Below are 11316 nucleotides of genomic sequence, written 5' to 3' on the forward strand. Positions count from 1 at the left end.
GACGCGGCCGGGCGGAGCCTAGAAGTAGCCGCCGATGGTGGAGGCGACGCTGAAGTTCACCTCCACGTCACCGCCCAGGCCGAAGGCCAGGCGCGGGCCACCGCCCACGAAGAAGTGCGGCGTCACGTGGAAGAGGAAGGGCGCGTAGCCTTCCAGGATGACGGTGACGTCGGCGGGGAGCGACTGGTTGGCGAAAGGCAGGATGTTGTCGCCGATGTACAGCGACACCTGGCCCTTGGGCCACACGGAGATGCGCTCGGTGAGCGGGATGTTGTAGCCGATGCGCGCGTTCAGGCCGAAGGCGGCGACCGTGTCACCGCCGCCGAAGAGCGCGCGGACCTGGAGGCCGCTACCGACGGACAGGTTCTTCTTGAGGAAGTAGTCCGCGCCGGGCTCCAGGAAGATGTAGCCCACGCCGCTGCCCTGCGTGGAGTACCCCAGGCTCGCCGAGGCATCCGTGCTGATGACGAACTGCCCCTCCGAACCGAAGCTCCCCGACGACTCCTGCGCGCCAGCGCTCACCGACATCATGACGCCCGCCACCGCGGCCAGGCTCTTCCAGCTGTCTGCCTTCATGAGACGTCCCTCCGTTGCGTTGGCCCGGTGCACATGTCCGGGCGCTCGGCGACCACTTCTAGCCAATGGGCGCGGAGGAACATCATTTATTTCGTCATGGTTGTGAACAGTCGCGTCGATGTCCCGCGGCGAATCAGTGGTCCCAGGACAGCGTGTACTCGCTGTCCAGCAGGGACGTCTGGCCGCCGCGCACCTGGATGTCCTGGGCGCCCACGGCCAGCAGCGCGCCTTCGAGCATGCCTTCGTTGTAGGCCACGGGGGTGAAGATGCGGCGCATGTGGATGCGGCCCGAGCGCGGGCCCGTCCACGAAACCTGGAGCTCTCCGAAGTTGATGGCCATGCGGTAGGCCTCGGGGAGCATCTCCATGAGGCGCTTGGGCTCGCCGCCCACCTGCTGCCGGACCTCGGCGCCGAACATGGAGTTGATGAAGGCCAGCGTGCCCTGGACGCCAATCTGCCGCATGGCCTCCTCGACGCCGCCGAGCTGCGGCGCCAGCAGCCGGGCCGCGGAGAAGAACACGCGCATGAAGGGCGGGACGGGGTAGAGCTCGGTGGTGTCCAGGTCGGCGGGGTAGTCACCGCCCCGCTGGATGGGCGCCACCGCCTGCTCACCGCCGAGGAAGCGCACTGTGTCGAGGACGGCGGCGAAGTGCATGCCGCGAATCCCCTCGGACGCTTCCACGAGCGCGAGCCGCGAGCTCAGCTCGCGCTCCACATCCTCTGGCGTGTCCCACTTGCCGCGCTCCATGCTGACCTCCGGTCGGAGAACGCGCGGGATGCTGGCACAGCTTGGCCACCCACGCGAACTCCGGGCGGCCTCGGTGCGAGGCGGCCCACCTGTCACGTCCGGTGCGCGACGCGCCTCAGCGCGCGGGCTCGACGGCCGGCTCGGCCGCTTCGCGGCGCAGGCGCGCTTCGAAGACGAAGGTGCCGAAGGGGAGCAGCGACGCGATGACGCCGCCCACCACGCGCACGAAGGACCAGCGGCAGGTGATGGCCATCTCCATGAGCGCGAAGAGGTAGAGGACGAAGAGCAGGCCGTGGACCCAGCCGGTGAACTTCACCGCCTGCGGCATGCCCAGGGCGTACTTCAACGGCATGGCGATGAAGAAGAGCGCGATGACAGACAGGCCCTCCGCGAGGGCGATGGCGCGGAAACGTCCAAGAGGGGTCTTCAGCATGAGGTTCTCCCCCGCCTGTTTCCCACTCCCGGGCGCCGTGGTCCATGAGTCATGGTGACGCAGGGGGGGCTGCCTGGTTGCTTGCTCGGATAAGAGGAGTCGTTACAGCACACTGCCAGAGAATGGTGTCTCCTCCATCAGAATGAGGTTCGGGTCCCAGAGGTGCCACATGATGAGCCCGCATCACCTGCTCGTGTTCGTCTCATTGCTCGCGGACGGGGGAGTCCATCCCAGGCCCGCCACCGACGCAGGCACTGTGCCCACCACGTCGGCCACCATCCCCTGGCCTGAAACGGAGCTGGAGCCTCTTGGAACGTTGGAGGGTCCGGCGGTCCTGGCCGCGCATGCAGCGCTTCAGGAGGTCATGAAGCGCTTTCCGAAGACCGCCACGAAGTCGTGTGCCTTCTCACCCCGCGCTCTGGAGTTCGTCGTTGGCTACCAGTCCGGGTGGTACTTCGTCCGGGTCAACCGCAGGGTCGACAAGTGCCCGGAGTTCGACCCAGGCGTGACCCTGGAATACGACTGGTTCGAGCTGTATGCCGTTTCTCCAGAGGGACGCGTGGAGCGATACCCTCACAGGCCTTGAGCCCTCACCCCCGCCACGACGGCAGCGCCACGGCGTAGCGCGCCAGGTCCTCGGGGGTGTTCACATTCGCCAGGGACCGCAGGGACGCATCCACCGCGCGCAAGGTGTCCTCGGACAACAGCCGCGTGCGCACGCCGGACAACAGCTCCCGCATTGACGGGTCCGCCGCCAGCGCCTCCCCCCACGCGGGCACGAGCGCCGACCGGTACACCGCGAGCAACGGCTCCAGCCGCCCCCCTACCTCGAAGCACACCGCGTCCACACCGTCGTCCCGCGCGCCCAGCAACACCCGCAGGACCTCCGTCGTGATGAACGGCATGTCGCACGCCACCGCCACGACCCACGGCGTGCGCGCCGCCCCCAGCGCCGCATGGACACCACCGGGCGCGCCCTTCCCTGACACCACGTCCGCCACCGTGCGCAGCCCGAAGCGCGCGTAGGGCCCGGGCACGTTCGCCACCAACAAGACGTCCTCGAAGCACGGGGCCAGCGCCAGCAGCCGCTCCAGCACCGTGCGCCCCTCCACTTCCAACAACCCCTTGGGCACGCCAGACAGGCGCCGACCCTGGCCTCCCGCGAGGATGGCCAGCGTCACCTCCGGAAACTCCGTGTGGCTCCGCTCCATGCCCGTGCCCCGTTCGCGCGCCCGCCGCGGCCACCTTACCTTTCCGCCCACGCACGCCCCCAGAGGAAGAAAGCAGACGAAGCGTCCCTTGCCCCCGTGGACACGGCGCGCGCTCCACGTCATAGGCTGCGGCGCCTCCATGCCCCTCATGCCCCTCGACTCCGCCCGGCTGGCCGCGCTCGACGCCATCGCCCCGGCGGCGCCCGAGCGCGTGCCGCTCCTCGATGCCCAGGGCCGGTTCCTCGCCGCCCCCGTCACCGCTTCCCGCTCGCTGCCCGGCTGTGACAACTCCGCCATGGACGGCTGGGCCGTGCGCGCCGAGGAGACCCAAGGCGCCTCCCGCGCCCGGCCCGCGCGCCTGCGCGTCACCAGCACCGTCTTCGCCGGCGCCCTCCCCTCCACGCCCCTCCAGCCCGGAGAGGCCGCGCGCGTCTTCACCGGCGCGCCCCTGCCCGCCGGCGCCGACGCCGTCGTCCGACAGGAGGCCGCGCGCGCCACCGAGGACGGCGCCTGCGTGGACGTCTTCATCACCGTGCCGCCCGGCAACGACCTCCGCCGCGCTGGAGAGGAGGTCCTCGCCGGCACACCGCTGTTCGACGCGGGCCAGCGCGTGGGCGCCGCCGTGCTCGGCGTGCTCGCGTCCATGGGGGCCACGGACGTCTGGGTGCGCCCCGCGCCGCGCGTCGCCGTGCTCGCCACCGGCGATGAGCTCGTCCCGCCCGGCACGCCCGCCCTGCCCCACCAGGTGTATGAGAGCAACCTCGTCCTCGTGGCCGCGCTCGCCCGGGAGGCCGGCGCGGAGGTCCGCCAGCTCGCCCGCGCCCGCGATGACGAGCGCGCCCTGCGCGACGCGCTCACCCGCCTGGCGCCGCAAGTGGACGTCCTCATCACCACCGGAGGCGCCTCCGTGGGGGACAAGGACCTGGTGAAGCGCGTGCTCGCCGCGCTCGGCGCCCGCTTCTTCGTGGACGGCGTCGCGCTCAAGCCCGGCAAGCCCGTGGCCGTGGCCCGGCTGGGTGACACCGCCGTCGTCGTGCTGCCCGGCAACCCCGGCGCGGCCACCGTGGCGTTCGACCAGCTCGCCCGCCCGCTCCTCCTCAAGCACCAGGGCGTGCTGGAGACGCGCCGCCGCGTCCGCGCCCACCTCTCCGAAGCGCGTCACAAGCAAGCGGGCCTCACCTACCTCATCACCACCACCCTGGAGGCCCGGGACGGCCTCGCGCCGCGCGCCGTGCTCCGCCCGCAAGGCGCCGGGCAGACGCTGCAGAACGTCCACGGCGAGGGCTGGGCCCTCCTCCCACCGGGCCGCGCGGACTTCGCCGAGGACGACCTCGTCGACGTCGAGCTCTTCGACCGGCCCACCTTCACGACGGTGGAGACACCAGCATGAGCCGCGCTCCCGCGCTCAGCGTGGTGGGCTGGTCCGGCGCCGGCAAGACGACGCTGCTCACCCGGCTCATCCCCGAGCTCGTCACGCGGGGCCTGCGCGTGGCCGTGGTGAAGCACTCCTCCGACGCCCATCCGCTGCACCGGCCCGGCAGCGACACCGCCCGCTACCACGACGCGGGCGCCGCGCTCTCCGGCTTCGCCACGCCCGCGGGCGTCCAGCTCACGACGACCACCGCGCCCTCGGACGCGCTGCCAGCGCTGCTCGAGCGCTCCGCGGGCGCCGTGGACCTGGTGCTCGTCGAAGGCTGGAAGGACGGCCCCCTCCCCAAGCTGGAGGTATGGCGGGAGGGCCTGGGCCCGCCGCTGGCGCCCTCGCGCCCGGAGGTCCTCGCGGTGCTCTCCTCCGAGCCCGCCCTCCCCTCGGGCTTTCCCCCCAACCTGCGCGTGCTGCACCCCGACGACGTGCGCGCCGTGGCGGACCTCCTCCAGGCCCACCTGCGCCCGAGCCGCCCCGCGCCCCTGCCCCCCGTGGAGGCCCGCGGCGTCACGCGCCGCTCCGTCCAGCGATGGAACGGCGCCACGCTGCTCCCGGCCCAGGAGGACGACCTCGCGGTGGAGGAGCCGCTGGAGATTCGCGTCAGCGGAGAGTTGGTGGCCACCACCATGCGCACGCCAGGACATGACCGCGAGCTGGCCACCGGCTTCCTCTTCGCCGAGGGCATCCTCCAGAGCGTGGACGACCTGGGCGGGCTGGCGCACTGCGGACGGCCGGGCGAGGAGGGCTTCGGCAACGTCATCGAAGTCACCCCCGCCCCCGGCGCCTTCCTCGACGTGGAGCGCGTGAGCGCCGCCCGCCGGGGCACCCTCACCACCTCCGCCTGTGGGGTGTGTGGCCGGCGCAGCGTGGCTGACCTGATCGCCGTGTGTCCGCCCCTGCAGCCCGGCCCGGTCCTCCACCCCGACGCCGTGGCCCGCGCCACCGAGCGCCTGCGCGACGTGCAGCGCAACTTCGCCCGCACCGGAGGCGTCCACGCCGCCGCCGTGCTCGACGCCGACGGCCACCTCCTGGCCGCCCATGAGGACGTGGGCCGCCACAACGCCGTGGACAAGGCGGTAGGGACGCTGGTGCTGGCCGGCACCGTGCGGGGCCTCCGGGCCCCTCGCCTCGCGCTGACGCGTCATCCCGCGGTGCTCGCCGTCAGCGGACGCGTCAGCTTCGAAATCATCCAGAAAGCCGCCATGGCCCGGATTCCCATCGTCGCGGGCGTCTCCGCCGCCAGCTCCCTCGCGGTGGACCTGGCCCTGCGTTCTGGAATGACGCTGGCCACGTTCGTCCGGAACGGGCGCTTCAACGTCTACACCGGGCCCGAACGCCTGCTACAGGTATAACCCCTTGAAACTCCTGGTGCCCTTCCCGAGACACCCCGGCTTCTGACAGCCTCCGTGCCTTCACGTCAGACCGGCATCGTATATGCAAAGAAACCGTGACGTAGGAAACGTGCGGGAAGCCGCGGTGAAACACAAGGTGTTGGTGACGCTCGGTGCGCTCGAACCTCGGTAGGGCCGTCACAAGATTTCACCCGCTGTCACGTCTTACTGACGCGGCAGGGGTTGCAACGCGCCGCGATATCGGGCAAAACTGGTTTCCTTCCGACTTAAACATTTCTAGCCTCAACGGCGACCTCTGCTTCAACCGCACGAAAGTGGGCAGCAGAGGGGGGTGGACACGATGAGCGGCGCAACGGCAAGTGCGGCGGTGGTCGGTGTTCCTGGGTCGGCCAACGCTCAGGGACCAGCAATTGAAGAGGTGCAGGGGCCGCCCAAGCTGGCCCCGGGGTTCGCGGCGAAGCTGAACCTCACGGTGGACCTCATGCTGCTGTCGTCGGTGCTCGTGGGCTCGGCGTGGCTGAGCGGGCAGCTGTCGGCGGAGTCTGGCTGGAAGGTGTCGGGGCTGGTGCTGGCGGCGTGGGTGGTGTGGATTGTGACGGGCACCGCGCTGTGCCTGTACGACTCGCGCTTCGCCGAGCGCAGCAAGCTGGACCACGTGGCGCTGGTGTCGGTGACGACGCTGGCGGTGGTGACGGTGCTGACGCTGGGCAGCGTGGCGCTGCCCACGGTGGTGACGGCGCCGGTGGTGGGCCCGCTGCTGTTCATCTTCTGGCCGGTGACGCTGCTGTTGCGCCTGTGCGTCTTCCGCCCGGTGGCCTCGCAGGAGCGCCCCATGGACGCGGTGCTCATCGTGGGCACGGGCGCGATGGGCCGCTACACCGGCGAGGACCTGGCCCACCGCGGCCGCCGGCAGATTCTGGGCTACGTGCGCTTCCACGACGACAACGGCTCCACGGGGGAGCTGCCGGGCCCCGTCATCGGGTCGGTGGACGACCTGGAGCGCATCCTCCGCAACACCGCGGTGGATGAGGTGTACATCGCCGGCAACACGCTGAAGCAGGGCGAATCCATGCAGGCGGCCATCAAGCTGGCCGAGCGCTTCGGCGTGCCCTTCGCGCTGCCCGCGCACAGCTTCCGCCTGGACCGCGCCCGCCCGGTGGAGCGCCGCGCGGTGGCGGACGGCTTCCTGCACTTCGCGGCGGTGAGCCCCAAGCCGCACCAGATGGCGATGAAGCGCCTGTTCGACATCTGCGTGTCCGCGGCGGCGCTGTGGGCGCTCCTGCCGCTGCTGGGCGTGGTGGCGCTGGCGGTGAAGTTCACCTCCAAGGGCCCCATCTTCTTCAAGCAGCTGCGCGTGGGGCAGAACGGCAAGCCCTTCTACATGCTGAAGTTCCGCTCCATGGTGGTGAACGCGGAGGAGCTGAAGGAGAAGCTGGCCGCGCACAACGAGCAGACGGGCCCCGTCTTCAAGATGAAGCACGACCCGCGCATCACCGGCATCGGCCGCTTCATCCGCAAGTTCTCCATTGACGAGCTGCCCCAGTTCATCAACGTGCTGCGCGGGGAGATGAGCATCGTCGGGCCGCGCCCGCCGGTGCCCACCGAAGTGGCGAAGTACGAGGCGTGGCAGCGCCGCCGCCTGTCGGTGCGTCCGGGACTCACCTGCATCTGGCAGGTGTCAGGACGGAACCAGATCTCCTTCGAGGATTGGATGTACCTGGACATGCAGTACATCGACCACTGGAGCCTGACGAGCGACCTGCGCCTGCTGCTGCAGACGGTGCCGGTGGTGCTCACGGGCCGCGGCGCCAGCTAGCAAGCCTTCAGGCGACCCAACCTTTGCGGGGGCGGCATTGACGTGCCGCCCCCGCTCGTTTTCTATGCACCCGGGCAGTCCTGGCCGGCGCCGGGGCCGCACGCTCCCACCGTGAACAGTCCCAGCCCTTCCATTTCGCAGGACGCGGGCGAGCGCGAGCGCTCGCATGAGGCGATGGGCGCGGTGCGCAACGGGCTGCAGCTCGGCGGCTCGCTGCTCATCACGTACGCCATCGCCATGGGCGTGCGCTTCCTGCTGCCGGCCCACCTGGGGCCGGAGCGCTTCGGGCGCTTCAACTACGCCGACAGCTTCTCCGCCGTCTTCTTCATCGCCACCCACCTGGGCCTGGAGATGTACATCCGCAAGGAGGTGTCGCGCCGGCCCGAGCACGCCAGCGACTTCTTCGGCAGCACGCTGCTGTTGCGGCTGGGCCTCACCGCGGTGCTGATGGGCGCCATGGCGCTGGTGATGGCCCACTTCGACGAGCCGCCCGAGGTGCGCCAGCTCGTCTACGCCTTCGCGCTGGCCCAGTCGCTCATCATCATCAACGCCTCCGTGGCCGCGCTGCTGCACGCCAAGGGCAAGGTGGCGGGGCTGTCCGTCTCCAACATCGTCACCAAGCTGGTGTGGGGCGGAGGCCTGCTGGCCGTCGCCGTGGCGGGCCTGCCGCTGCCGTGGCTGGCGGTGCCGCTGGTGGCGTCGGAGGCGGTGAAGCTGGGCGTGGGCTGGTACCTGGCCCGCGAGCACATGGGCCTCACCTTCAAGGTGGACGTGCCGGCCACGCTGAAGGTGCTCAAGGCCAGCCTGCCCTTCTTCATCACCGGCGCGGCGCTGGCGGCCAACGGGCGCCTGGACGTGATGATTCTGGGCATGGTCTCCAGCCACGAAGAGGTGGGCTGGTACGGCGCGGCGTGGAACATCGCGGGCCTGACGTTCTTCCTCAACCCGGTGTTCGGCTGGGTGCTGATGCCGCTGGCGTCGCGCGCGGCCGAGCGCTCCGAGGCGGAGCTGACGAACCTGACGCGCCGCTCGCTGGAGGGCACGCTGGCCGTCACCGTGCCCATGATGATGCTCATCGTCCTGGGCGCCCCGCTGTGGGTGGGGCTGATGGGCGGCGCGTTCTCCGAGTCCGCCATGCCGCTGCGGCTGATGTCGCCGCTGTTCGTGCTGGCCTTCGTGACGATGAACGCGGGCCTGTGGCTGACCATGACGAACCGCGAGTGGTGGGTGACCATCACCAGCGTGATTGGCAGCGTGGTGCTGATTCCCCTCCTCAACCTGGCGCTGGTTCCGCTGATGCTTTCGGCGCTGGGCAACGGCGGCGGCGCGGCGGGCACGGCGCTGGCCATGCTGCTCATGGAAGTCTGCGTCACCATCAGCCTGCTGGGCCGCATGGGCAAGGCGGCCTTCGACGCGCGCCTGCTGTCCATGATGGCCAAGACGGCCGCCATCTGCGCGGCCATCGTCGCGCTGGACCAGACGCTGCTGGCCTTCCTGAACCCGTGGCTGCGCATCACCGTGGAGGCCGCGCTGTACCTCGTCGCGGTGCTGGCCACCGGCGCAGTGCGCCCCGGCGAGGTGCTCCAGGTGGTGCGCATCGCCCGCCGCCGTGGAAACCCCGCGCCCGAGGCCGTGCCCACCCCCTGAGGAGAGTTCCGCTGCTCATGCCGTCTCCGCACCGCCAGCCGCCTTCCGCCCCGCGCCGCCCCTGGCGCTCGTTCGCCGCCTGCGCCGCGCTGCTGCTGCTGGCGCCCGCCTGCCGGGGCCTGGGCACGTACACCTGGGTGGATGACTACCAGGAGAAGCCGCCCCCGGTGGACTCGGCGTATCGCATCGCCGCGGGCGACTTGCTCAACATCCGCGTGTGGAACCAGGAGTCGCTCACCACGCAGGCCCGCGTGCGCGAGGACGGCCGCATCAGCCTGCTCTTCCTGGACGACGTGGAGGCCGCCGGCCACACGCCGGCCATGCTGTCGCAGCAAATCCAGACGCGGCTGAAGGACTACATCAACCACCCCGTCGTCACCGTGGCGCTGGAGATGGCGCGCCCCATCAAGGTGACCATGGTGGGCGAGGTCAACCGCATCGGGCCGCTGGAAATCGACCCGGGCGCCAGCGTGCTGGAGGCCCTGGCCGGCGCGGGCGGCTTCACCGAGTACGCCCACAAGGACCGCATCTTCGTCATGCGCCAGGAAGACGGCGCCGCGCCCGAGCGCATCCGCTTCCGCTACGACGACCTCATCCACGCCGAGGGACGCGCGCCCACCTTCCGCCTGCGCCCCGGTGACGTGGTGGTGGTGGAGTAACCCGTGCTGGGGACGGTCCTCACCGTCGCGTGGCTGGAGGTGTCCTCCGCCTCCGTCAGCTACGCCACGGCCGCGCGCGTCGACTCGCGCCTGCGCTCCAACGAGGACCCCGCCCCCGAGGCCCCCAGCGTCGCGGGTGACACCGACATCACCCCGCTGCTGGGCCTGGAGCTGCGCGACGGCAACACCGCGCTCCAGGTGGAGTACGCCCCGCGCATCAGCCTGCGCGAAGTCACCGCCCGCGCGCGCACGGAAGTCCAGCACATGGGCCGCCTGGCCGGCCTGTGGCGCCCCGAGCGCGGCCTGTCCCTGCGCCTGTCGGAGGAACTGGTGCTGGGCAGCGTCAACCTCCTCACCACGGACCTGGGCGCCCTGCCCGGTGGGACGCCGGGCGTGGACCCGGACGGGCCGCTGCGGCCTCCCGGAGGTGGCGGTCCCCTCCAGCCCCTGCCCCAGGCGGACACCGTCTACTTCCTGTCGTCGGCCACCACGCTGACGGCGGACACCGGCTGGCTGGGGCGGCGGTGGAACCTCACCGGCTCCGGCGGCTTCTCCATCAGCGGCGGCCTGGACGGGCCCGCCCGCGAGGCGGTGCCCCTGCAGTATGGCCCGCGCGCGGACGTGTCCCTCAGCCACGCGCTGTCCCCGCTGAGCGCCCTCACCACCTCCGTGGCGTTCAACGCCGCGCGCTTCTCCACCGGGGCGAACAACACCATCGTCACGCTGCGCGAGGCCTGGGGTCAGCGGGTGGACAGACGCACCGCCCTGGAGGCCGGCGCGGGCGTGAGCGTGGTGCGCTCCATCCCCGTGCCCCCCGGCGAAGGCGAGCCCGAGCCCGGCCCGCTGGACGCGCCCCGGACGGAGCTGCTCCCCAACCTGAATGTCGGGGTGAGCCACCGGATTCCCTCGCGCACCGCGGACTTCAATGGCCGGGCGGACCTGCGAGTCGTCCCCTTCACGGACCGGCTGACGGCGCGCGTCTACCCCCGGGCGGACCTGACGCTGACGGGGACGTGGGCGCTGGGGCCCCGCGTGCGGGTGTCCGCCGTTGGCGGCGGCGCCGCGGCCGTGGGCGGAAGCAGCGGGGACAGCATCCTCTCCGGCGGCTTCACCGGCTCCTGGATTCTCACACGGTGGGTGTCCGTGGATACCGACCTCCGAGGGACGTGGAGCCGCTCGCCCGAGCTCCCGGCGGCCCGGCTGACCTGGGCTGCAACGCTGGGCCTGTCCGTGCGACAAACTGGTAGTCTCTGAGGGCTGGCGCCATGGCGAAGCTCATCTTGATGTCCGTCCTCATCCTCACCATCGCGCTGCCCGCCAAGGCGGCGAGGGATCCGCATCCGGTGCGGGGGCTGAAGAAGGCCATCCTCTGGTTCGTCCTCTTCAACGCGGCATACACGTATGGCGTCCTCGTCTGGGTGCCACGGCTCGGGTTCGGCTGAGCGAGT

12 protein-coding genes are annotated in these 11316 nt (G+C 71.1%); 8 read left to right on the forward strand and 4 right to left on the reverse strand.

Annotation, left to right across the window (positions count from 1 at the left end):
- Positions 1-18 precede the first annotated feature (18 nt).
- The 3 genes from KGD87_RS26175 to KGD87_RS26185 all read right to left on the reverse strand — a co-directional run bounded on the left by KGD87_RS26175 (position 19) and on the right by KGD87_RS26185 (position 1757).
- A complete protein-coding gene (locus KGD87_RS26175) occupies positions 19-576 on the reverse strand; it encodes a hypothetical protein (RefSeq protein WP_284663437.1) in 558 nt (185 codons plus the stop codon).
- A 133-nt stretch (positions 577-709) separates the two neighbouring features.
- Entirely contained in the window at positions 710-1324 is a 615-nt protein-coding gene (locus tag KGD87_RS26180) for a DUF2378 family protein (RefSeq protein WP_284663439.1), read from the reverse strand.
- A gap of 115 nt (positions 1325-1439) precedes the next feature.
- Positions 1440-1757 carry a DUF3817 domain-containing protein gene (locus KGD87_RS26185; protein ID WP_284663441.1) on the reverse strand — a complete coding sequence of 106 codons (318 nt, stop codon included), beginning with the start codon at positions 1755-1757 and terminating at the stop codon, positions 1440-1442.
- A gap of 169 nt (positions 1758-1926) precedes the next feature.
- On the opposite strand from KGD87_RS26185, the gene KGD87_RS26190 reads away from it, so the two are divergent.
- Complete coding sequence (locus tag KGD87_RS26190) at positions 1927-2343, forward strand: hypothetical protein (RefSeq protein ID WP_284663443.1); 417 nt, start codon at positions 1927-1929, stop codon at positions 2341-2343.
- A gap of 4 nt (positions 2344-2347) precedes the next feature.
- Here the strand turns inward: KGD87_RS26190 and mobA are convergent, their stop codons facing one another.
- Positions 2348-2968, reverse strand: coding sequence for a molybdenum cofactor guanylyltransferase (gene mobA / locus KGD87_RS26195; RefSeq protein WP_284663445.1), 621 nt, complete (start codon positions 2966-2968; stop codon positions 2348-2350).
- A 139-nt stretch (positions 2969-3107) separates the two neighbouring features.
- Between mobA and KGD87_RS26200 the strand changes: the two genes are divergently transcribed.
- The 7 genes from KGD87_RS26200 (at position 3108) to KGD87_RS26230 (ending at position 11310) form a co-directional block, all read left to right on the forward strand.
- A complete protein-coding gene (locus KGD87_RS26200) occupies positions 3108-4358 on the forward strand; it encodes a molybdopterin molybdotransferase MoeA (RefSeq protein ID WP_284663446.1) in 1251 nt (416 codons plus the stop codon).
- Positions 4355-5746 carry a formate dehydrogenase accessory sulfurtransferase FdhD gene (gene fdhD, locus KGD87_RS26205; protein WP_284663448.1) on the forward strand — a complete coding sequence of 464 codons (1392 nt, stop codon included), beginning with the start codon at positions 4355-4357 and terminating at the stop codon, positions 5744-5746. Before KGD87_RS26200 ends, fdhD begins: the two co-directional genes overlap by 4 nt.
- 331 nt (positions 5747-6077) lie before the next feature.
- Positions 6078-7562: an exopolysaccharide biosynthesis polyisoprenyl-phosphate hexose-1-phosphate transferase EpsZ gene (gene epsZ / locus KGD87_RS26210; RefSeq protein ID WP_284663450.1), complete on the forward strand. Its 1485-nt coding sequence runs from the start codon at positions 6078-6080 to the stop codon at positions 7560-7562.
- 111 nt (positions 7563-7673) lie between these two features.
- Positions 7674-9209, forward strand: coding sequence for an exopolysaccharide biosynthesis flippase (gene wzx, locus KGD87_RS26215; RefSeq protein WP_284663452.1), 1536 nt, complete (start codon positions 7674-7676; stop codon positions 9207-9209).
- A gap of 17 nt (positions 9210-9226) precedes the next feature.
- A complete protein-coding gene (epsY, locus tag KGD87_RS26220; RefSeq protein WP_284663454.1) occupies positions 9227-9868 on the forward strand; it encodes an exopolysaccharide export protein EpsY in 642 nt (213 codons plus the stop codon).
- Between the two features lie 3 nt (positions 9869-9871).
- Positions 9872-11122 carry an exopolysaccharide export protein EpsX gene (epsX, locus tag KGD87_RS26225; protein WP_284663455.1) on the forward strand — a complete coding sequence of 417 codons (1251 nt, stop codon included), beginning with the start codon at positions 9872-9874 and terminating at the stop codon, positions 11120-11122.
- Between the two features lie 11 nt (positions 11123-11133).
- Positions 11134-11310, forward strand: coding sequence for a hypothetical protein (locus KGD87_RS26230; protein WP_284663457.1), 177 nt, complete (start codon positions 11134-11136; stop codon positions 11308-11310).
- Positions 11311-11316: the final 6 nt, after the last annotated feature.

This window comes from Myxococcus sp. SDU36, from assembly GCF_030168875.1.
Taxonomy (GTDB): Bacteria; Myxococcota; Myxococcia; order Myxococcales; family Myxococcaceae; genus Myxococcus; species Myxococcus vastator.

Coding starts and splice junctions, on each gene's coding strand:
- KGD87_RS26175 (WP_284663437.1), bottom strand. CDS start 576: ATGAAGGCAGACAGCTGGAAGAGCCTGGCCGCGGTGGCGGGCGTCATG.
- KGD87_RS26180 (WP_284663439.1), bottom strand. CDS start 1,324: ATGGAGCGCGGCAAGTGGGACACGCCAGAGGATGTGGAGCGCGAGCTG.
- KGD87_RS26185 (WP_284663441.1), bottom strand. CDS start 1,757: ATGCTGAAGACCCCTCTTGGACGTTTCCGCGCCATCGCCCTCGCGGAG.
- KGD87_RS26190 (WP_284663443.1), top strand. CDS start 1,927: ATGATGAGCCCGCATCACCTGCTCGTGTTCGTCTCATTGCTCGCGGAC.
- mobA (WP_284663445.1), bottom strand. CDS start 2,968: ATGGAGCGGAGCCACACGGAGTTTCCGGAGGTGACGCTGGCCATCCTC.
- KGD87_RS26200 (WP_284663446.1), top strand. CDS start 3,108: ATGCCCCTCATGCCCCTCGACTCCGCCCGGCTGGCCGCGCTCGACGCC.
- fdhD (WP_284663448.1), top strand. CDS start 4,355: ATGAGCCGCGCTCCCGCGCTCAGCGTGGTGGGCTGGTCCGGCGCCGGC.
- epsY (WP_284663454.1), top strand. CDS start 9,227: ATGCCGTCTCCGCACCGCCAGCCGCCTTCCGCCCCGCGCCGCCCCTGG.
- KGD87_RS26230 (WP_284663457.1), top strand. CDS start 11,134: ATGGCGAAGCTCATCTTGATGTCCGTCCTCATCCTCACCATCGCGCTG.